The sequence below is a fragment of the Bacillus sp. LJBS17 genome (assembly GCF_019334685.1).
Taxonomy (GTDB): Bacteria; Bacillota; Bacilli; order Bacillales; family Bacillaceae; genus Bacillus; species Bacillus subtilis.
Genome location: NZ_CP079759.1, coordinates 1,831,884 through 1,853,093, shown reverse-complemented (window position 1 = coordinate 1,853,093; position 21,210 = coordinate 1,831,884). Strand labels below are relative to the sequence as shown.

19 protein-coding genes are annotated in these 21,210 nt (G+C 43.1%); 7 read left to right on the top strand and 12 right to left on the bottom strand.

What is annotated here, in order from left to right; genetic code table 11:
* Positions 1–8: 8 nt before the first annotated feature.
* The 8 genes from nrdF to KXZ66_RS09225 form a co-directional block, all read right to left on the bottom strand.
* On the bottom strand, positions 9–998 hold the full coding sequence (gene nrdF, locus KXZ66_RS09260; RefSeq protein WP_003231754.1) for a class 1b ribonucleoside-diphosphate reductase subunit beta: 990 nt from the start codon (positions 996–998) through the stop codon (positions 9–11).
* Positions 999–1,015: 17 nt separating this feature from the next.
* Complete coding sequence (nrdE, locus tag KXZ66_RS09255) at positions 1,016–3,118, bottom strand: class 1b ribonucleoside-diphosphate reductase subunit alpha (protein WP_014479842.1); 2,103 nt, start codon at positions 3,116–3,118, stop codon at positions 1,016–1,018.
* Positions 3,078–3,470, bottom strand: coding sequence for a class Ib ribonucleoside-diphosphate reductase assembly flavoprotein NrdI (gene nrdI / locus KXZ66_RS09250; RefSeq protein ID WP_151870230.1), 393 nt, complete (start codon positions 3,468–3,470; stop codon positions 3,078–3,080). Before nrdI ends, nrdE begins: the two co-directional genes overlap by 41 nt.
* 243 nt (positions 3,471–3,713) lie before the next feature.
* Positions 3,714–3,944: a hypothetical protein gene (locus tag KXZ66_RS09245; RefSeq protein WP_003245262.1), complete on the bottom strand. Its 231-nt coding sequence runs from the start codon at positions 3,942–3,944 to the stop codon at positions 3,714–3,716.
* An 81-nt stretch (positions 3,945–4,025) separates the two neighbouring features.
* The gene (locus tag KXZ66_RS09240) at positions 4,026–4,298 is read right to left on the bottom strand and encodes a YmzC family protein (protein ID WP_014479841.1); all 273 of its coding nucleotides are present in this window, start codon (positions 4,296–4,298) and stop codon (positions 4,026–4,028) included.
* 195 nt (positions 4,299–4,493) lie between these two features.
* Entirely contained in the window at positions 4,494–4,715 is a 222-nt protein-coding gene (gene hfq, locus KXZ66_RS09235; RefSeq protein ID WP_003221097.1) for an RNA chaperone Hfq, read from the bottom strand.
* A 39-nt stretch (positions 4,716–4,754) separates the two neighbouring features.
* Positions 4,755–5,699: a tRNA (adenosine(37)-N6)-dimethylallyltransferase MiaA gene (gene miaA, locus KXZ66_RS09230; protein WP_069837521.1), complete on the bottom strand. Its 945-nt coding sequence runs from the start codon at positions 5,697–5,699 to the stop codon at positions 4,755–4,757.
* Between the two features lie 99 nt (positions 5,700–5,798).
* Complete coding sequence (locus KXZ66_RS09225) at positions 5,799–6,212, bottom strand: YmaF family protein (protein ID WP_003231769.1); 414 nt, start codon at positions 6,210–6,212, stop codon at positions 5,799–5,801.
* A gap of 88 nt (positions 6,213–6,300) precedes the next feature.
* Here KXZ66_RS09225 and KXZ66_RS09220 point away from each other — a divergent pair, with 88 nt between their 5' ends.
* The 3 genes from KXZ66_RS09220 (at position 6,301) to ebrB (ending at position 7,395) form a co-directional block, all read left to right on the top strand.
* On the top strand, positions 6,301–6,576 hold the full coding sequence (locus KXZ66_RS09220; protein ID WP_003245252.1) for a hypothetical protein: 276 nt from the start codon (positions 6,301–6,303) through the stop codon (positions 6,574–6,576).
* Between the two features lie 134 nt (positions 6,577–6,710).
* Positions 6,711–7,028, top strand: coding sequence for a multidrug efflux SMR transporter subunit EbrA (ebrA, locus tag KXZ66_RS09215; protein ID WP_101501639.1), 318 nt, complete (start codon positions 6,711–6,713; stop codon positions 7,026–7,028).
* Positions 7,029–7,041: 13 nt separating this feature from the next.
* Complete coding sequence (gene ebrB / locus KXZ66_RS09210) at positions 7,042–7,395, top strand: multidrug efflux SMR transporter subunit EbrB (protein WP_003245163.1); 354 nt, start codon at positions 7,042–7,044, stop codon at positions 7,393–7,395.
* Positions 7,396–7,408: 13 nt separating this feature from the next.
* On the opposite strand, the gene KXZ66_RS09205 is transcribed toward ebrB, so the two are convergent.
* The 3 genes from KXZ66_RS09205 to KXZ66_RS09195 form a co-directional block, all read right to left on the bottom strand.
* On the bottom strand, positions 7,409–7,861 hold the full coding sequence (locus tag KXZ66_RS09205) for an OsmC family protein (protein ID WP_003231775.1): 453 nt from the start codon (positions 7,859–7,861) through the stop codon (positions 7,409–7,411).
* Positions 7,862–7,930: 69 nt separating this feature from the next.
* On the bottom strand, positions 7,931–8,638 hold the full coding sequence (locus KXZ66_RS09200; protein ID WP_003245758.1) for a poly-gamma-glutamate hydrolase family protein: 708 nt from the start codon (positions 8,636–8,638) through the stop codon (positions 7,931–7,933).
* A 279-nt stretch (positions 8,639–8,917) separates the two neighbouring features.
* Positions 8,918–9,151 carry a hypothetical protein gene (locus tag KXZ66_RS09195; protein ID WP_014476869.1) on the bottom strand — a complete coding sequence of 78 codons (234 nt, stop codon included), beginning with the start codon at positions 9,149–9,151 and terminating at the stop codon, positions 8,918–8,920.
* Between the two features lie 224 nt (positions 9,152–9,375).
* Between KXZ66_RS09195 and aprX the strand changes: the two genes are divergently transcribed.
* The 4 genes from aprX (at position 9,376) to KXZ66_RS09175 (ending at position 13,523) form a co-directional block, all read left to right on the top strand.
* Entirely contained in the window at positions 9,376–10,704 is a 1,329-nt protein-coding gene (aprX, locus tag KXZ66_RS09190) for a serine protease AprX (RefSeq protein WP_219144879.1), read from the top strand.
* 111 nt (positions 10,705–10,815) lie between these two features.
* Positions 10,816–11,640, top strand: a complete 825-nt coding sequence (locus KXZ66_RS09185; RefSeq protein WP_161621590.1) for an MBL fold metallo-hydrolase — start codon at positions 10,816–10,818, stop codon at positions 11,638–11,640.
* A 78-nt stretch (positions 11,641–11,718) separates the two neighbouring features.
* Entirely contained in the window at positions 11,719–12,075 is a 357-nt protein-coding gene (locus tag KXZ66_RS09180) for a protein YmzB (protein ID WP_038828291.1), read from the top strand.
* A 230-nt stretch (positions 12,076–12,305) separates the two neighbouring features.
* Positions 12,306–13,523 carry a cytochrome P450 family protein gene (locus KXZ66_RS09175; RefSeq protein ID WP_128740345.1) on the top strand — a complete coding sequence of 406 codons (1,218 nt, stop codon included), beginning with the start codon at positions 12,306–12,308 and terminating at the stop codon, positions 13,521–13,523.
* Positions 13,524–13,567: 44 nt separating this feature from the next.
* Here KXZ66_RS09175 and KXZ66_RS09170 read toward each other — a convergent pair whose 3' ends face one another.
* Positions 13,568–21,199 (bottom strand): beta-ketoacyl synthase N-terminal-like domain-containing protein, encoded by a 7,632-nt coding sequence (locus KXZ66_RS09170; protein ID WP_151870231.1) that lies wholly within the window; start codon positions 21,197–21,199, stop codon positions 13,568–13,570.
* Between the last annotated feature and the right edge of the window lie 11 nt (positions 21,200–21,210).

Here is a 21,210-nt window from a genome sequence, read left to right as displayed (position 1 = left end):
AGCAGATATTATATCTGCTCTTTTTCATCTTCAAAATAAAAGTCATCATCTTTGAGCGGCTCAACTGTCGCTTTTTTATAGCCATTCCCCTTCATAGAGAAGAAGTCATGCGATTTTGTTTTTGTGTTTAATCCGTTTAATACGATCGGATTAATATCTTCCTCTTCGAAGTATGGATCAAATCCAAGATTCATCAGCGCTTTATTCGCATTATAGCGGATGAATTTCTTTACATCGTGTGAGAGTCCGACTTGATCGTACAAATCCTCTGTATATTCAAGCTCATTTTCATATAACTGATTCAGAAGGTCAATCGCAAATTCACGAAGCTCTGCTTTTTTCTCTTCTGTCTGTTTATTATAAATTTCCTGAGCAAGGAGACCGACATACACGCCGTGAATCGCTTCGTCACGAAGGATCAGGTTAATGATCTCACCGCTTTGCATCAGTTTTCCTTGTCCGTAGAAATATAACGGATAATAGAAACCGCTGTAGAAAAGGAAGCTTTCCAGATAGACGGAAGCAACCATCGCTTTGAACAGTGAAATTTCATCATCTTTTTGAATGGCTTTGTAAAGCCCGACAATCATTTGCGCTTTTTTCTGCAAATATTTATTTTGTTTAACCCATTCAAATACTTCATTGATCGTTTCAGTCGGTGCAAGGGTCATGAAAATATTAGAGTACGACTTCGCATGGACAGCGTTCTCCATCATCGCCATAAAGTTCAGCACCGCTTTCCGCTGGTGGCCATCTACGTGTTCAGCCACGATCGGCATCCCCGTATTCCCCTGCTCTGTATCAAGAAGCGTAAGTCCGGCCAGTACCTTCATATAAGTATCCTGCTCATTTTTTCCGAGGTACTTCCATGTGAGAAGATCGCCGTTTAAAGCAATCTCTTCCGGAAGCCAGAACTGTTTCACGTTTTGGTTATAGAACATTTGGGTAAAATCGTCTTCATGCTTTGACCAGTTTGCTGCGTCATAAATTTTTGTCACTATAAACTCTCCTTTAATCAAACAACACAAGAAAGGCAGCTGTCTTGCCCAGTATCTTTCGTTCTTGCATAGTAAATGGTTTTAATACCTCTATGATGTGCATACAGATCGATTCGGTTTAAATCACGGGTCGTCATTGTGTCTTTTAAGAACAATGTGAAGCTGATTCCCTGATCAATGTGCTGCTGGATAGTGGCGATCATATCCACAACCTTGAACATGTCCATATCGTAGGCTTCTTTATAGAAGAACCAGTTATTAGATGCAAGCCCAGGCATTGGGTAGTACGTTTTTGAGTTGCCGTATGTTCGTTCTTCAATCCGTTCCATAATCGGCATAACAGACGCCGTGCTTGATTGAACGTATGAGATAGAGCCTGTCGGCGCAATGCATAATCTGTAGCTGTGATACATACCATGTTCAGCCACAAATGCTTTTAGCTTTTTCCAGTCCTCTGTCGTCGGGATATGCATACCTTCAAACAGATTAGCTATTTTTTCATATTTCGGTGAGAAATCAGTAGAAACGTATTTGTCAAAGTATTCACCTGTCGCATAGGTTGAGCCTTCATATTGATCAAACGTTTCGCCCTTCTCTTTTGCGATTTCCGCAGAACGCTGGATGGAGTAGAAGTTCACCATCATAAAGAACGTGTTTGCAAAGTCACGCGCTTCCGGGCTTTCATACGCAATGCCGTTTTGCGCAAGGTAGCCGTGAAGGTTCATAGCACCGAGGCCGATTGATTTCATCGCTTTGTTTGCCCGTCTTACAGCAGGCGCATTACGGATGTCAGTTGTTTCAGACACGTGTGTTAAAGAGTCTGTCGCAAGCTTGACTGTCTTTTCGATTGATTTATGCTCCATGACATTGAGAATGTTAAGCGAACCCAGGTTGCAGGAAATATCCAGACCGATTTCATCTTCTTCATCATAGTCTGTGTATGAAGAAACTTGAGATGCCTGCAGCACTTCAGAGCAAAGGTTAGAAAATTTGACCTTGGAAATATGGTTATTCGCATGCACTTTATTGACGTTATCTTGGAACATGATGTATGGATAGCCTGATTCAGAACGAAGCATCGCCAATTTTTCAAGCAGTTTCCGCGGGTTGATTTTTTCCTTTTTCACCCGAGGGTTGTCGACAAACTTGTCGTACATTTCGTTCATGTCCATCTCATCCATGTGCTGGCCGTACTCTTTATAAATCGTGTGCGGGTAGAATACATAAGCCGCTTTGTCCTCGCGTGCAAGCTCAACGAACTTATCCGGAATGACAACACCGATAGAAAGCGTTTTGACACGCACATCTTCATCCGCAGAAATCTTTTTCGTATCAAGAAAATCATTGATATCGCGGTGGAAAATGTTTAAATACGCCGCGCCGGATCCTTGTCTTTGTCCCATTTGGTCAGCGTAACGGAACGCGTTATCAAGAAGCTTCATGACGCCTACAACGCCTTTTGTCGCATTCTCAACATCTTTAATGGCTTCACCTTTCGCGCGAAGCTTGGACAGGTTAAGAGAAACCCCGCCGCCAAGCTTAGAAAGCTGCATGGAGATATCGATCGCTCTTGAAATGTCATTTAAAGAATCATTAACTTCGAGCAAGAAGCAGCTCACAAGTTCACCGCGGCGTTTTCTGCCGGCGTTCAAAAATGTCGGTGTGCTCGGCTGATATTCTTGATTGATCATCAGGTTTACATATTCTTTTGCTTTCTCAGTGTCGCCGTTAGCGAAGAACAGCGCAACAATTGAGATCCGGTCCTCATAACGCTCGAGGATTTTTTTCTTGTCATTCGTTTTCAAAGCATAGTCATTATAGAATTTAAACGCACTCATGAAGGAAGGAAAACGAAACTTCTTAGCGTAAGCTGTCTTAAACACTTCTTTAATGTCTTCAAAAGAATAAAGGCTTAAGAATTCCTCTTCGTAGTATTGGTTTTCAACCAAATAATCCAGCTTCTCTTTTAAATCGTGAAAGAAGACTGTGTTTTGATTGATATAATCTACAAAATAGCTATGTACAGCCTCTTTATCCTTGTCAAACTGGAATTTTCCATCTTTTTGGATCATGATTTCGTTATTTAACTGGATCCATTTTGGCACTTGATTTTGTGACAACTCTTTCTACCTCCTGAGTAAACAATTCAACGTCTTTAGATGTGCCGCTGAGTTCAAATTTGTGCAAGATCGGCACCTGATATTGTCTTGAAATGGTATCGGCGCTTTTTGCAAAGTTATCGCCCCATACTTTGTTGCCGCTCGCAGCGACTCCTAATAAGAGATGGGCGTATTTTTCGAGAAATGATTGTGTTGATGCCGGTACCTGGCCGAAGTTTGTCGTGTAGGTGACCAAAACAAACGGAGTGTCCACGTGGTCCATTTCGTCCACCTTGCGTATCTGCTGAAAACTTGTTTTATTCACAAACCGCTGAACATTCCCTGTTTTCGAATCAAATATGATTTGTACCACGTTTTATCACGACCTATCAAAAAATATGAATCTCTCATCACTAACACTATATATAGTATACTACCCTCTAGCAAAAACACAATATATAGATTCGTTTTTATGAAAAATTCATATTTTGATCAAATCAGGCAAATGGGCAGACTCATTAGGGCCCAAAAAAGAGAGCAGAACGAGAATCATCTCTCGTCCTACTCGGGGTGTCGTTTTTTAGCCGATGTTTATCATAACATGAAAAAAAACTGCTTAGTAGTCTAGATTTTTTTTTCTTAAGCTATCACAGCATTTTTCGCTCTCTACTGTTTCTTCTATTTCAACATCCGCGCCGATCTCTTCTAAAACCGCCTTCAAAGCAGTGATAATTGACGCTTCTCTGATTAATTCTTTTCCGTTCACAATGATACTTGTTCCGTATTCATAGCAAGAATCATCTTCGCAAATTTCTTCCCAATGATTCACGATCACTTTATGCTTCATGTTTTCACCCTCTGTTTGATCTGTGTCTGTATTTAGTTTAGCGGCTGGCATCCGCTTTGTAAATTCGAATGCTTGTGAATTTTATTCAAGCTCATCATCCGCGTATTCTTTCTTCAGCTTTACCTCATTGCGGGACTCATTATACTCATAAATTTTGATATAGCCGTCCTCCATAACGCCAAAATGGTTATGTTCAAGTGGAAACGAGGTGGGCTGAGGCGTTTCATAGTCTGAATTGCCGCTGTCTGTTTCAATAATGGTATCTTGATTCCCGCACGCCCCGAACAGTAAAAAGACAGCTATCCATACAAGTGCAATCCTGATTCGTCTCAGTTCTGCTTCACTTTCAAACAAGGTCGATCACTCCCAAATTCATTTTATACATAATATACCATTTCCACTTCCGTATGTTGTTCTCATAAAAAAAGACCGTGCCTTGGCATGGTCAGCTTACACAAAAAGCTTGGAGCAAAAGTGGATGCATGTTAAAAATGGCCGCCGGGAACCCCCGGCAGCCTTTCCTCATGTCTTGACATGGCATTTTTTGATCTATTCGAGTTCAAGCTGGACGTTTTTTTGCGGCGCAAACGTTGAGATCGCATGTTTATATATAAGCTGCTGCTTACCTTCCGATTCCAACAATACGGTAAAGTTATCAAAGCCTTTCACCTGGCCCCGCAACTGAAAGCCGTTCAGCAAAAAAACAGTGACATACGTATTTTCTTTCCGGATTTGATTCAAAAACTGATCCTGAATATTAATCGGTTTCATGTTTCGTCCTCCTTGATTCTCTATATCATACAGTTTCGATTAAAGTTCGAGTTTTCCTGCTATATGTGTGAAAATTTCCTTTTTTTTCAGCTCCATATCAACAGGCGGTGTCATATCGAACCATGTGACCTGCATTTTGTTGCGAAACCACGTCAACTGGCGTTTCGCATACCGCCTCGAGTTCTGCTTTAGCTGTTCGACAGCATCGGAAAGTGTCACAAAACCGTCAAAATATGCATACAGCTCTTTATAGCCTATCGCCTGTATTGATTGACAGTCTCTCACGTTCTTGTCGTATAAGCGTTTCACTTCCGGAAGAAGGCCTGACTCCATCATCATATCGACCCGCTGATTAATTCTTTCGTAGAGCGTGTCTCTATCCATTGTCAGGCCAATTAACACTGCATTGTACAGAAGTTCTCGTTTTTGTTCCTTCAAATGCTGGGACATCGTTTTTCCGGACGTATGTAAAATTTCCAGTGCGCGAATGACTCTTCTTGTATTATTCGGATGAATCGCAGCTGCTGCCTCGGGATCTGCTGCAGCAAGTTTGGCATGAAGAAAGTCAGCGCCTTCCCGCTCAGCAGCCATTTGCATGCTCTCTCGAAACACGGGATCATTTGCCTCTTCCGTAAATGTATAATCGTAAAGCACAGATTGTATATAAAGCCCTGTACCGCCGACAATCATCGGGAGCTTTCCTCTATTTGCAATCTCGCTGATTTTATTTCTTACTAAGCTTTGATAATCGGCAGTAGAGAAAGAGTCTTGGGGATCTAAAATGTCAATCAGATGATGGGGCACTCCCTCCATCTCCTGTTCGGTAATTTTAGCTGTTCCAATATCCATCCCTTTATAAATCTGCATCGAATCTCCGCTGATAATTTCCGCGTTTAAGGATTTGGCTAGCTGAATACTTAAATTGGTTTTCCCCACTGCCGTCGGTCCGACTAAAATGACAACGGGCTGCTTCGTATTATTCAATATGTATCACTCTCTTTTATAAATCTCCCCCCATTATAGCATTCAACATGGACAACCACCTATCCATTTTGCCCTTTTTTTGCATCGGTAAACATCCTTCTACCAGCCGAGCGGCTCATTGCCGACAATTTCCCTTGTCTTTCCTTTCAGGGTATGACGATGCGTTTTTCTTCTGTCATCTCCGGGATCGTACACAACCCCTCCGTACTGGATCTCAATCGGCTCGTTATAGGCCAGATACGTCGTTTCTTCGATTTCATGATAATGTGTGCCATCTGCTAAGGGAATCGCCGGTCCTGAGATTCCGTAATACCGATGAAAATGGCCGTTTTCAAATGAAGTGATCCCTGTATAGTAATGTGTATGCTGATCGGTATTTGATCCGTTTGCCGGCTGAGTAAACCCTTCGATGAGATGATAATGGCCCTGTTCTCTCGTTGTTTTGACATGATAAGCATGTGCGTGGGGCGGTGCTTTTGACCAGTCAGACTGATACAGGCCCAATGTGTTCACATCCTCCTTTTCCTCGATTCGCCCAATCAAATCCGGGCAGGGTGAATACACTGCATCATCTACACTTTATTACAGGAGGAAAGAAAACATGAACGAGTTAGAGCATTTCAGCCCTGAAGATACAAGAATATTTGGAAGGCCATTCGGATTCGGGAGACCATTTGGGTTTGGAAGACCGTTCGGGTTCGGTTACGGGTTTGGAAGACCCGGATTTGGTTATGGGTTTGGCCGGCCATTCGGATTTTTTGGAGGACCGTTTATCGGCGGCCTTGCAGGCGGGCTTATAGGAAGCGCTTTATTTAATCCTTATTTGTATGGCGGATACCCCTATTATCCGTATGCCCCGTTCCCTTTTTATTATTAAACGCACAAGACCCCTTAAAAAGGGGTCTTTTTTAGTGTGTGAAAATGAATCTCTTGACTCATACATAGGCATACACTAATATTTTTCTAGCTGAAGTTTTTTCTAATCTAAAAATATAGTGAGGAGAATTCATGATGTTGATAGGATATATATTCCTCACGATTGCCATATGTTCGGAATCGATAGGAGCAGCCATGCTGAAAGTATCTGATGGCTTCAAAAAGTGGAAGCCAAGTGCTTTGGTCGTTATTGGCTATTCCCTCGCCTTTTATATGCTGTCCCTGACTTTAAACCATATTCCCCTGGGCCTCTCCTATGCGACTTGGAGCGGGGCGGGCACGGTGCTGACGACAGTGATCGGAGTAAAATGGTTCAAGGAAGATCTGAATGCCAAAGGGCTTATCGGGATTCTTTTATTACTATCAGGGGTCGTGTTACTTAATTGGCAGTAAAGGAGTGATGAAGATGAGAGGATTGCTTTATTTGGCTCTCGCCATTGTATCTGAAGTGTTTGGGAGCACGATGCTGAAGCTTTCAGAAGGATTTACACAAGCCTGGCCCATTGCCGGAGTCATAGTCGGATTTCTTTCTGCTTTTACGTTTCTAAGCTTTTCTTTAAAAACAATTGACTTATCAAGCGCGTATGCAACATGGTCGGGCGTTGGTACCGCACTTACAGCAATTGTCGGGTTTTTGCTTTTTGGCGAAACCATCAGTTTAAAAGGTGTATTCGGCCTCACGCTTGTCATTGCAGGCGTGGTCGTGCTAAATCAATCGAAAGCCCACGCTGAAGATAAAAAACAGACGGCCTGTGAGTGACCGTCTGTTTTCTTTATTCTCCACCCAGTTTCACAGAGGCTTCAAGCTGCAGCTCAACATTTCCTTGAATTGCACGCGAAATCATGCATGACGACTCCGCTTTTTTACAAAGCTTGTGCGCCAATGCGACGTCGTCTTGTGAAGCATCATGTTTAAGTACGACAGAGGGACGGTGAATGATCTTTTTGTATGTAAAGACTCCTTTTGTGACGTCGACAATGCCTTCTGACTCCATCTGTAAGTCTTCTTTTTCCAGCCCGCTTCTCTCCATCATCGCTGCAAGTGTAATAATGTAACAGGTCGCTGCCGCCCCGAGAAGCATTTCATCTGGGTTGGTCCCTTCTCCCGGGCCATCCATTTCTTTAGGAATGGAAATCGATGTGATCAGGTTTCCGCTTTCGATCGTACCGACATCATTGCGGTTACCCGGCCAATTCGCTTTTAAATAAAAATGATGATCTGCCATTGTTTTGCCTCCTTTTTTATCCTATTTCAGTCTACTGATCTTCTCTTATTTTGTCTTCTGATCTGCTTGTTACGAATACTCTTTTTCCAGGACACCTTTGATCGCACTGACATAAGCATAAAATTCACTGTTCTTTGTGTATTTTCTATTTTTATAATAAAAATCATCAAAAAATGCTTCTCTCTGCTCACGGCTGATTTCCAGCTGGATACTTAGCCCCGTTTCCCCTTGGTTATTAATGTTTTCGGCATTCAATCCAGCAAGACCGCTTTTAGACGACGCTAACTCAGCGGAAAACCCTCTCCGCTCAAGGGCTCTCACAATCATTTTCGCCCGCTTTCGGTCTGTTCCCCCTACAAGGGTATTCTTGTTCTCCCCTTTATATCCGTGAAAAGCCACCACATATTGATGCTCCTTGATTTTCTTTTTTGCCAATGGCTCATCAAAGTTGGTGCTTGTAATGTGCAGCGTTTGGTTATCGTGGGACTTCAACCCTTCAAACAGGTATGTAGAGTATTCATTATTGAAATAACGAACAAGCTCACTTACTCCGCCTTCAATTCTTCCGCCATGCGGAGACATAATTAAGACTTTGCTTCCTTTTTTCTCATTATATGAAATATCGTAATCGGCTGGGCTCTCATTCTCTGCCAAGCTGCTGAAATTTGAATATGTATCTGGCTGATTTGATGGTTCTGGTTCCAATGAGTAATGAACATATCTCAAGAACAAGACAATGGCTAAGACTAATATGACATTTAGTAAAAATCTTCTCATGTTTAACTCCTTTCATAAGAATGGCGCGGTTCATTATATGAGGTTTAGCCAATAGGTTTTATCTTACCATTGTATACACAATATCATCAGTGAAAAAGTTCCCGGTTTCAAAAAATCAATTGATTGTCACGGTTATTAGCGGTTCATTTCAAATAAGAGTGAAAAAAGGTTGAGAGGAAAGACAAAAAAGGTAGGAACAACCTCACTTGGCAAATAAATGTATATAGGTTTAAGGAGGGTTTTAGTAACAGGCTGCCCAGTTGCTGAGACGGACAGCTGTTACCGGCCTGCAGAATAGAGATTTTGCTTATTTGTTCTCACAAAATCACAGGAGAGGATAGAGTCCAATAAAAATGTTCTGATCTGTTGTTTCGAAAAACAAAATGCTTTGATTTTCGTTTTGCTTTTCTGTCTCACAATAATCGTTCTTTTACTAATCGTTCCGTCTTTCTTCATATATATAATGCTGATTGGCATTTGGCTTTCCAAAGATCGGTGCAAGTAGAAATTCATACGGTTGCTCTCCCCTTCCCAGTTTGATATGACCACATTATAATACGAACAAACGTTCTTTTTCAATCCCCAATGATTTCCTCAACTTCTGAATCTATCGCATCTAATGCGAAAGATTCAGAAAAACAAACTCTTGTCTGTCTCTTATAGAGGACAAACAAACTTACCAAACCTATCATCTGTTCATAGAGTATACAGAGAACCTTATAATAGGAGGAAAATACATGTTTGGGTACTCTATGGTACAAATGGTGAGAGCAAATGCTCACAAGCTAGATTGGCCGTTACGGGAAACCGTATTGCAGCTTTACAGGCCCTTCAAATGGACTCCTTGCTTCTTGCATAAATTTTTCGAAACCAAATTGCAAAACAGAAAAAAAATGTCAGTCATTATCGAATTTGAGGAAGGCTGTCACGAGACCGGCTTTCAAATGGCTGGAGAGGTGCTGCAAAAAGAAAAACGCAGCAAGCTAAAAAGCCGCTTCAACAAAATCAATTGCTGCAGCGCGGAGGTTACTCCTTCAGCATTACATTCCCTTCTCTCTGAATGCAGCAATATCCGTAAAGTGTATTTAAACCGCGAAGTCAAAGCGCTTTTAGACACGGCAACCGAAGCAAGCCATGCGAAGGAAGTCGTCAGAAACGGGCAAACCCTGACAGGAAAAGGTGTTACTGTCGCTGTTGTCGATACAGGAATCTACCCGCATCCTGATCTAGAAGGCAGAATTATCGGATTCGCGGACATGGTCAATCAAAAAACAGAGCCGTACGATGATAATGGTCATGGCACACACTGTGCAGGTGATGTCGCAAGCAGCGGTGCATCCTCTTCCGGTCAATACCGCGGACCTGCATCGGAAGCCAATCTCATCGGCGTAAAGGTATTAAACAAACAGGGTTCAGGAACGTTAGCAGATATTATAGAGGGTGTTGAGTGGTGTATTCAATACAATGAGGACAACCCCGATGAACCGATTGATATTATTAGCATGTCGCTCGGGGGCGATGCCCTTAGATATGATCATGAACAGGAAGATCCGTTAGTCAGAGCGGTTGAAGAAGCGTGGAACGCAGGGATTGTCGTCTGTGTCGCTGCCGGAAACTCAGGCCCTGATTCGCAGACCATTGCAAGCCCGGGCGTGAGCGAAAAGGTGATTACAGTAGGTGCGCTTGACGATAACAATACTGCAAGCAGCGATGATGATACTGTCGCTTCCTTCTCAAGCCGCGGCCCGACAGTATATGGGAAAGAAAAGCCTGATATTTTAGCGCCGGGTGTTAATATTATTTCCCTTCGCTCTCCGAATTCTTATATTGATAAGCTCCAAAAGTCAAGCCGTGTAGGGTCTCAGTACTTTACAATGTCAGGAACCTCGATGGCAACACCGATTTGCGCAGGAATCGCAGCTTTAATTCTTCAGCAAAACCCGGATCTTACCCCCGATGAAGTAAAAGAGCTTTTGAAAAACGGCACGGACAAATGGAAAGATGAAGATCCGAATATCTACGGAGCGGGCGCTGTCAACGCAGAAAATTCCGTCCCCGGCCAATAAAAAGCACCAAAAAGCCGGCAATTCTCTCTCAGCAGAACTGCCGGTTTTTTCGTTTGAATATTCATAATCATAAGGTAAAATAATGGAAAATAGATGAAGGAAGTGAAGAAAGTGCCATATTATATCTGCAATACATGCGGTGTGCAACATGCACAGACTGTAGATCCGCCCAACTCGTGTCTGATTTGCGAGGATGAAAGACAGTATATTCATCCCGATGGACAAACTTGGACAACTCTTGAAGACATGCGTGAGAAAGGAACCCTTCAAAACATCCTCCAAAAGGAAGAAGAGCATCTTTACAGCATCAAAACTGAACCAGAGTTTGCGATTGGACAAACAGCCCATCTTATCCAGCATAAGGGCTTCAATGTGCTGTGGGATTGCATGACATATCTTGACCAAAAGACAATTGATCAAATCAACGAATTAGGCGGTATTCAAGCCATTGCCTTGTCTCATCCGCATTATTACTCTACTCAGGTTGAGTGGGCTGAAGCGTTTCAGGCGCCGATCTATATCCATGAGGATGATAAAGAATGGGTGACAAGGCCAAGCAATCACATTCACTTCTGGTCAGGGGAAACGCTCAACGTAAAGCCGGGACTGGACCTTTACCGACTGGGCGGACATTTTAAAGGCGGTGCTGTTTTGCATTGGAGCAAGGGCAATGAAGGGAAAGGGTGTCTATTGACCGGAGATATCATTACGGTTGCGGCGGACCGAAACTGGGTCAGCTTTATGTACAGCTACCCAAATCTCATTCCCCTTCCCGCCTCCAAAGTTGAAGAAATAGCAGCCAAAGTAAAACCGCTTCAATTCAACCGGCTTTACAATGCTTTTTCTAAAGTTGTCAAAGAAAATGCAGGTGAAGCGGTCCAGCGTTCTGCCGTACGCTATATCAAGGCTCTCAACAGCGAATTGTTTCATACATAAAGAGTGAGGCGGCTCTTTTCCGTGTAAAAGATGCAGCAATTGGGAATAGTATCGTGTAGATCAAAAGGAGGAATATTGATGGCACACACGAATACACAGCTTTCTCAATGGCTGGAATCAAAAGTCGGCCAGACGCTTGATATTAGAAAAGGTGAATTGACCCATGATGAAGAGATATCAGACTTGGATCAGATTGTTCTCCACCTTCAAAAAGTGGCTATACGCAGTACGAATCATCCTGATGATTATGTTGCGAAAGAAGAGCTTGTTTTAGAAGGCGAAGGAACAACATTCACTGAGGACGGAAACGTACCGCTTCCGCAAAATGCCTATGAGATTCCTTTATTAGGTGACATTCATATTCACCAAGAAAACGAAGGATTGAAGGTCGTAACAGATCGTGCAGTATATACAATTGATATCCAGCGCAGCTGACAGTCACTTTCATCAAAATAATACAGCGTAGCGCCTTTGAGCTTTCGTTCAAAGGCGCTGCTTTATATCGAGCCGTTTTTTCACTTTTTTCGTTCTTCACCCTATTGAATGACTCCTAAAATAGATATATAGTTTTAGAGACAGGATTACATTTCAAATCATTCTGTTTTTTGTAAACTAATTCAGCAATTTGATTCATCTATTTACCCTATTAGGCGAGGAGAATGCAAATGGAAAAATTGATGTTTCATCCGCATGGTAAAGAGTTTCATCACAATCCTTTTTCAGTTTTAGGGCGATTTAGAGAGGAAGAGCCCATTCACCGATTTGAATTAAAACGGTTCGGAGCCACATATCCGGCCTGGTTAATTACCCGATACGATGATTGTATGGCCTTTTTAAAAGACAATCGAATTACAAGAGACGTAAAAAATGTGATGAACCAAGAACAAATTAAAATGCTCAACGTTAGTGAAGATATCGATTTTGTATCCGATCATATGCTGGCAAAAGACACACCTGACCATACCCGCCTGCGATCACTTGTTCATCAAGCATTTACTCCCCGAACCATTGAAAATCTGCGCGGCAGCATTGAACAAATTGCTGAACAGCTTTTAGATGAAATGGAAAAAGAAAATAAAGCGGATATCATGAAATCCTTCGCTTCCCCTTTGCCTTTTATTGTTATATCTGAATTGATGGGAATCCCAAAAGAAGATCGGTCACAGTTTCAAATCTGGACCAATGCGATGGTTGATACCTCTGAAGGTAATAGAGAGCTGACAAATCAGGCTCTTCGTGAATTTAAAGATTATATCGCCAAGCTGATCCATGACAGAAGGATAAAGCCAAAAGACGATTTAATCAGCAAACTTGTGCATGCTGAGGAAAACGGCAGCAAGTTAAGCGAAAAAGAGCTCTATTCGATGCTGTTCTTGCTCGTTGTAGCCGGCCTTGAGACGACTGTTAACTTACTCGGCTCAGGCACACTCGCATTGCTGCAGCACAAGAAGGAATGTGAGAAGCTCAAGCAGCATCCTGAAATGATCGCTACAGCGGTTGAAGAATTGCTGCGATACACCTCACCTGTCGTTATGATGGCAAATCGGTGGGCCATCGAAGACTTTACATATAAGGGGCATTCGATCAAAAGAGGAGACATGATTTTTATAGGCATTGGATCTGCCAATCGCGACCCGAATTTTTTTGAGAACCCCGAAATATTAAATATAAATCGGTCACCTAACAGACATATTTCTTTCGGTTTTGGCATTCATTTCTGCTTAGGAGCGCCTCTTGCCAGGCTGGAAGGCCACATTGCATTTAACGCACTTCTGAAGAGATTTCCTGATATTGAACTTGCGGTTGCACCTGAAGACATTCAATGGAGAAAAAATGTCTTTTTAAGAGGATTAGAAAGTCTCCCTGTTTCACTTTCAAAATAACATTCAAAACGCCCCCTTTTAAAAGAGGGGGCGTTTGTGTTTTCTCAGCGCTTCACCAATTCATCTGTTTCTTTTTCTTCCCTCGCTTCATGTTTCTTCCGGAAAGCCTTAAGGAAATTCGCATTCACTACTCCCCTGTTTGAATAAAGCTTTTCACAAAATTCTAACATGGCTGTTGACGCTTTCGGTTCGGTTAATATCATGAAGTGGTTGCTAGAATCGACATCCACCAGGTGGAAATGGGGAATTTGCCGCTCCCATTCCTCCCAATAAGCAGCTTGATCAAACGGTTCTTTTTCATTTGATAAAGTGAAATAAGTGTCTAAATCACCAAAGAAAGACCTGCTTTTGTTGCGGAAATAATAACATTTTACCGTCTCAGGATCAGGGAGAGGCTTAACAGTGTACGACTCCAAATCATAGGCGCGCTGTGTTTTCATCATTTGCTGAGCCTGCGCACGTATTTGCTTATTTGGTTTGTTTAGCCCTCGTTCTTTTGCCAAGTCAATCAACTCAGACAGGAATTCTTCATCCTCTAAGCTTATGTCCACCTCTTCACGGCTGATGAGAACATCCGTAAGCTTTTCCCGTTTCGCAATCGATGCCAGCATCGTATTAATTGTTTGCAGCATTGACGTTTTCATAGATGTCTCATTCTCTTTTGTCTCAGAACGATATGGGGAGTCAATCATCATCATGCTTTTGACAGCTAGGCCTTGGCTTTGCAGCTGGCGAGTGACTTCATATGCAATCATCCCGCCTAAGGAATATCCGCCTACATCATAAGGACCTTCAGGCTGTATGGATCGAATGATCTCTATATAATAGGAAGCCATTTGTTCAATTCCGTGCAAAGGAGCAGAATCAGTCATGAATCCTCTGGCTTGAATGCCGTAAAAAGGGCGCTGGCTCTTTTGTGCAAATTGCTGATAGATTTCAACTCCTCCTACTCCGCCATGGAACCAAAAGACAGGGCGCCCCCGCTTGCCGTCATTTAACGGTATCAATTCCGGAAACGTGCGAGCTTGATCATTTTGTAAGGATGTATCCTCCTGTTTCTTTGCGATCAAGTCCATCATGTCCTGAACAGTATGGCATGCTTGAAGCTCCGTCAAGGCAATGAGAGGGTCCACCTTTGATTGCAATTGCTGTAATAACTGTATGCAAGAAATTGAATCAAATCCATACTCCTGCAATGGCTTATGAGGCTGCAGTTCATCCGGAGCCATCCCTAGTACATTTGCTAATATGTGATGATCGCTGCTGTTGTTGATACGCTCATCCTGTGAAACAGAAGGCGTATTCTCTACTGCTTGAAAGCCGTTCCAGCAGCTTCTCTTTTCAAATGGATAGGTTGGCAACGGTATTCTGCGGGCACCTTTTCCTTGATAAAGCTTTTCCCATGGGATTTGCACCCCTTTTGTCCAGCAAAACGCGATCTTTTCAAGGTTGTTTTCAGACAACAAAGTCTCGATCACCATTTCTCTTAATGGACCATCCAGCAAGGCTTCGATATCTGACGAGCCATTTTCTGCATTTCCGCTAAAGACAGGTACAGAACTCTTCGGCTTATCGCCTTTTTCTGCTAAGCAGGCTTGCAAGCCGATTACCAGTTCTTCTTTACTGCGGACGACGAGCGCCAGGCGATCTTCCATTTCCTCTCGGCCGGTTTGGAGTGTATAAGTATAATCTTGTAATGACAGTGCTTGTTGTTTATTCACATAGTCAAGCTGCTGTTGAACAATTGCTTTTAGCCCGTCTTGATTCTTTGCAGAAAGAACCACAATGTGGGCACCATTCTCACTCATACTAACAGGTGGTTTTGGTAAAGGAATATATTCTTCTAAAATGACGTGCGCATTTACGCCTCCAAAGCTATAGCTGTTGATACTCGCTCTGCGCGGAACTTTTTTGCCTGCAGCGTCACTTAAATCCCCCCATTGCTGATTCTTGGCAGTCACTCGGAAACGGGTGCCCTTTAATGACACCTGGTCATTCAAAGACGAAAATCCGGTTATGCCTGGTATTGTTTGATGCTTCATCGCCATGCTGACCTTCATAAGAGCAGCCATGCCTGATACGAGTTCACCGTGTCCGATGCTCGGCTTTAAGCTGCTGATATAACATGGCGCTTCCTCCCGTACTTCCTGTGGAAGTTCCAATTCGAGCTGACTGCAGCCTGACTTTAACGCCTCTATTTCTATCGCGTCTGCCAATGGAGAGGCGATCCCATGTGCTTCTATATAGGTCACCGTTTTGGGATCAATTTGCGCTCCTTGATAAGCCTTCAGCATTGCATCCTTCATGCCGGCCGGATTTGGCGCGTGAAGTGACATTCCCCTGCCGCCATGCGATACACCTGAACCTTTAATAACCGAATAAATATGGTCAGAATCTTCAATGGCTTTTTGCAATGGTTTAATGATGAGAACTCCTGCTCCTTCACTTCTGACAAAGCCATTTGCATCTGCTTGAAAGGATTTGGCCTGTCCTTTCTCACTCAAATAGCCCATTGAGTCAAAGCCAATAAAGCCTTTTGGTGAAAGCAGCAAATTCACAGCCCCGACAATGGCTTGCTCACATTCGCCGTTTCGAATGGATTGTATAGCTCTGTGCAAAGCCACGAGAGCTGAGGAACAGGCAGCTTCATAATATTCACTTGGCCCTTTTACATCAAGTGCATAGGATATACGGTTTGGAATTAGGGAAGGAACCACAGCTGTATCCGTATTGCCGGCTGCGACAAATACTCCTGTCGGGCGGCTGGATACAACCTGCCCTGTTAAGCCTGCATCTTCCATCGCCTTCCATGCATGTATCAAGAGCAGAAACTCCTGTGGGTCCATATGCGCCGCTTCTTTAGGCGATATGCCAAAAAACAGGGGATCAAACTCACCTATTCCTTCTATAAAACCGCCCCATTGAAGGCTTGATTGCCCTTCCTTATCGGCTGCGGCATATTTGCGCCAGTCCCAGCGGTCTTTCGGCACTTCAGAGACACAGTTGTTTCCTTGGATAAGGTTATCCCAAAATTCCGTTACGCTGTTTGCTTTCGGAAACTGTCCCGACATGCCGATAATGGCTATGCCGTCTGCCGCGTGTTCGATTGTTTTATCCGTGTTCGTCTCGTATGCCGGAATCTGTTTCATTTGGTTTTCGATTTGAGCTGGGCGTTCTTCCTGCTGATGATCTTCACCAAACAGCTGAGCAAAAGATGCTTCATGTTTGTCCGCAAAAAAGTCGATTAGCTCTTGAATAGTCGGATACTCAAAAAACAGAGTCGGATTTAATTCGATCTTTGTCTCTGCTTCCATCTCCCTTGTCAGTGCAACCAATTGAGAAGAATCGATTCCAAAATCCATGATATGCGCTTTTGCAAGAGACAATTTTGACGGATCGGCCATGTTTACTGCCAGTTTATCTGTTACATAGCTTCTGATACGATCTTTCAGATTGCTGGCTTTGATGGCCTTATTTTGATTTCCTCTTTGATTCGAAATACGAAGCTGTTTAAGCGAGTAGCCCGAGTAGTGCAGCACTGTTTCTGACGACTCATTGATCACATCTACATCAAACAGCAGCATGTCACCTGTATTCTTAACCAATGTAATCAAAAGCCAGCAATCCCCTTTTATCGTTTGCTTTGTAAACTGGATATCATTGATTCCAAACGGCAGGAAGCCGCCTGTCATGTCAAACTGCTCTAAGAAACTGAGGATAGCCAAGTACGCGCTGTTTGTCATCAATGGGCTTACAATGTAATGGTGCCCGTTTGCCAGCCCGCTTTGGGGCAGGCGAATTTTTGCCAGTATAGACTTGTGATCTCTGTAGAGATGAGTAATTGTCTTAAATAACTCTCCCCATTCAGGACCGTTTCCGGTTTTATACATCTGATCGATGTGATGAAGCTTAGTTAATGAATGCTTAACGTTCTCGATATTGACTTTTTTTGGCTCAAAAGAACCGATTCCGCATTGTCCGATTGCGGCAGGCTTCCACAAACCAGAGGACGGCTCGCGATACATGATTTGCAGTTCTATGACTTGATCTTTTTGCAGCGGCTTTGCCTGAAGTTCAATGGTCTCGCCTTGTTTGATGACAATTGGACTGATATAACTTAATTTGCTGATACGGCCGCTGTTTTCCTCAGGGAACAGGTTAAAAAATGCTTCAATGGCCAGACTGCCATATGTGGCACCGACAAGCACCCGTTCATTGTTGAAGACGTGTCCTTGAACGTAAGGCTCATCATAAGTGAATTGATCTTGAATGACCGGCTGATTAATATTGTCTTCAACATCTGACGATTTCTCATTGATAGACGATACATCGAAATGAAATGATGTATTATGGTCAAATGCATAGTGAGGCAGATGAACCCAGCCTGTTCGGTTCCCTATATCAGCTTCTTTAAAAGCAATCGATGCCCCTTGTACCCATTGCTCTGCTGCGTTTATTTCTCTATCCCTAGATGCTGATTCCGCACATGGCTGTAAATCGAATGATGTATAGATGCCTTGCTGGAGTGAGCTTTCTCTTGATGTTCGGAACACCTTTAGTTTTTCGAACAGCTCTTGAGTCGATGTCACTGTAAATGCAGCCCTATGCTCTAAATTATGGTTTCTCCTGTGTAAAGCCTGTACAACGGGTTCAATATCCAGAGAAGCTTCCTTCTCTAAAAACAATTGCATATTTTCTAGATAGCTAAGCAGGCTCCATTTTGTTTTGGCTGAAAAAACGGCAGTGAATTCCTGCTGGCGGGGAGCGATATGTTCTTTCTCAGGGGCCGTCTCCATATATTCTTCTATAATAAGATTGGCATAGGCTCCCCCCGCTCCGAAGGAATTGATCATGCTTCTGCGCGGCAATTGTTTTCCAGTTTCAGGATCATTCAAGCGATGCCATGGCTCTGTTTCTTCCTGAAGATAGAAAGCCGTGTGTTCCAGCTTAATATTTGGATTGACAGGCATCGCATTAATTGTCGGCACCAGCGTCCCTTTCTTCATCTGCAGCAGCACTTTTGTCAGCTGAGAAATACCGGAAGCCGCCTCTAAATGCCCCAGATTGGATTTGACAGAGCCTATCGCACAAAACTGTTTCTTGTTTGTATATTGTTGAAACGCGTTTGTTAAGGCAATTACTTCAATAGGATCGCCCAGCGCCGAACCATTTGCCGCCGATTCAATATAGCCGATAGTCTCTGGATCAATGCCCGACTTCTGAATCGACTTGACAATTAACTTTGCTTGCTGTTTCGGGTCCGGAGCTGTATACATCTGTCTTCCGCCGCTATGGTTGGCAAAACTGCTTTTGATCACAGCGTAAATATGATCCTGATCTTCCATTGCCTTCGAAAGCGGTTTTAACAGGACAGCTCCAATGCCTTCCCCGGGAATAAGCCCGTTTCCTGTGCCAAAACTTTTGCTTTGATTGCCGCTTCCCAGCAGATTGGCACGCTCCAAAGAATCATATTTAGAAAGATCGAGTGTTAAATTGACACCCCCAGCAATCGCCATTGAGCAGTTTTTCAATTTCAGGCTTTCACACGCAAGATGTATGGCGTTTAATGAACTAGAGCATGCTGAGCTGACAGCGATACTCGGTCCGGTCAGGTTAAAAAAGTGGGAAACGCGATTTGCAATGTGCCAGTCTCCCCCATTTGAGCTGAGGACTGCCTGCTCTAAAGATGGGATATTCCAAAAATACTGGTTATACATATTCCCTATAAAAACACCTACTCCGTCATCATCCCGCAATTTATCCAGCCGGGTTCGCGTATAGCCGCCGTCCTCAAACGTTTCCCAGACGGTTTCTAAACATAAACGGAGTTCCGGTGTCATTTCCATCACCCGGTTTTGCTCCACCTCAAAAAGCTGATGGTCAAATGCCTCTATATCTTGTAAAAATCCGCCATAGCGTTTCTTATTTGCCGGCTTTTTTGGATCTTTTGATAATGTTTTCAATAAAGATGTGCGCCATCTTGATTCCGGTGCCTCTGTAATACAATTGTCTCCGGCGATTAAATGCCCCCAAAGCTCTTCTAAACTGTTAGACATCGGATAGCGCCCGCTTACCCCGATTATTGCGATATCTTCTGTACTAGAATCATTAAAATGTGTTCCTTGCAAATTACTTGTCTTTTCTTTTTTTGGTGGTTCGGTATTTGCTAGCTGAGTTTCAGTGACTTCCTGCTCTGTAACAAAGCGGCGTGTATGAAAAGTAAATGGCTTATTAGGATCTGTACGCTCTGTTTGAAGTGGAGCTTCATTTTTTGCAGGCTTCGTTTTTTCCTTTAACAATGCTGTCCGGAGCTTATTTTCATGCCCCTTTACTAAATATTCGACGAGTTCTTTTGTGTTGTTATGTTCAAATAAAATGGTTTTTGGAAGCTCTCCCGTCACTTTTTCTAATTCACGAATGAAATTCACCTGCAAAATCGAATCAATTCCATACTTCTCAAATGTCGTATCTTCGTGAATACGTTCTGGTGATAGTTTGATTGATTTTGCCAGCGTATGCTTCACAAATTGTGCCGTTTGTTCGATGAGAGAATCGCTTTCCTGTGAATGATCGATTTCAGCATTCATTTGTATATGGCTTGGATCTTCTTCTGCCCCCGTTCTCTTCTTTTGACGGACGACTCCGTTACTTTCAGCGGCAATGATCTGCTGGCCGAGCTGATGCGATTGTTCAGCCATAAAGGAAACATAGCGAAATCCTTCACTCTCAAGCACCGTTTTCCAAGTATCCGGATACAGGCCCGGGCAGCCCGGAATGCGGAGATCAGGATCCTCATACAGCCACCAGCCCTCTAAAAGGCCGAACGTCAAATGCGAATATATATTATGATCACTTATTTCATTTAAAAGGAGCAGCCCGTTTTTTTTCAAAACTGCTTTTGCATTTCGCAATGTCTGCCGGATATTTTTTGTGGCATGAAGCACATTTGCCGCGATGACCGCGTCGTAGCCTCCCGCATCAATATGCTGTTCAGACGCCGGCTCCTCGACATTAAATCGTTTATATGTCAAATATGGATTGTCAGGACCATACTTATTTTCTGCATGCATTAAAAAAGCTTTAGACAGATCTGTATAACAATATTCTTTTATATGTGTCTGCCATGCTTTCAATTTTTGAAAAACAGCCGCGCTTGTCCCGCCGGTCCCGGCTCCGATTTCTAATATTCGAATCTTCGCCTCAGGCTCTTGCTTCAGACGTTCTTGCAGATAGGCTGTTAACGTATCTGCAAGAACATCATTAAAATAGTCTGCGATTTGATTGTTTTTATAGACCCCTTCTACTAAATCCATAGATGAATTCGGAAACAGGATATCGGTGGCTGACGCCTTGCCGGTCAGAATCTCCGGCAAGGCTTTAAGTGCTGTCTCCACCAATGTCACCATGGCTTTCATATTATTGTCTTGAAGCAGGTCAAATTTTTGTTCATTCCATTCTTTCCACAGCTCGCTCATGGTGCCTATTGAGCGTGTTGGAACATATCCGTTCTCCGTTCGCTTGAGAAATTGATGCCGTTCTAAAATCGATTGGCTTTCTTCAAACCATCTGCCATAGAAATTCTCCAATACCGGCTGGGATTTACTTTCTGTGAAAAACCCTATGGACTGTAATTGTGCGAAAAGCATTTTACAGAGAATGTCTTCTGTGTTCAGCATTGGCGCTTCCC

Excerpts from the sequence above, each read along its gene's own strand:
- KXZ66_RS09245 (WP_003245262.1), bottom strand. The coding sequence starts at position 3,944 with ATGAAGCATAAAGTGATCGTGAATCATTGGGAAGAAATTTGCGAAGAT.
- hfq (WP_003221097.1), bottom strand. The coding sequence starts at position 4,715 with ATGAAACCGATTAATATTCAGGATCAGTTTTTGAATCAAATCCGGAAA.
- KXZ66_RS09220 (WP_003245252.1), top strand. The coding sequence starts at position 6,301 with ATGAACGAGTTAGAGCATTTCAGCCCTGAAGATACAAGAATATTTGGA.
- ebrA (WP_101501639.1), top strand. The coding sequence starts at position 6,711 with ATGTTGATAGGATATATATTCCTCACGATTGCCATATGTTCGGAATCG.
- ebrB (WP_003245163.1), top strand. The coding sequence starts at position 7,042 with ATGAGAGGATTGCTTTATTTGGCTCTCGCCATTGTATCTGAAGTGTTT.
- KXZ66_RS09205 (WP_003231775.1), bottom strand. The coding sequence starts at position 7,861 with ATGGCAGATCATCATTTTTATTTAAAAGCGAATTGGCCGGGTAACCGC.
- KXZ66_RS09200 (WP_003245758.1), bottom strand. The coding sequence starts at position 8,638 with ATGAGAAGATTTTTACTAAATGTCATATTAGTCTTAGCCATTGTCTTG.
- KXZ66_RS09195 (WP_014476869.1), bottom strand. The coding sequence starts at position 9,151 with ATGAATTTCTACTTGCACCGATCTTTGGAAAGCCAAATGCCAATCAGC.
- aprX (WP_219144879.1), top strand. The coding sequence starts at position 9,376 with ATGTTTGGGTACTCTATGGTACAAATGGTGAGAGCAAATGCTCACAAG.
- KXZ66_RS09180 (WP_038828291.1), top strand. The coding sequence starts at position 11,719 with ATGGCACACACGAATACACAGCTTTCTCAATGGCTGGAATCAAAAGTC.
- KXZ66_RS09175 (WP_128740345.1), top strand. The coding sequence starts at position 12,306 with ATGGAAAAATTGATGTTTCATCCGCATGGTAAAGAGTTTCATCACAAT.
- KXZ66_RS09170 (WP_151870231.1), bottom strand. The coding sequence starts at position 21,199 with ATGCTGAACACAGAAGACATTCTCTGTAAAATGCTTTTCGCACAATTA.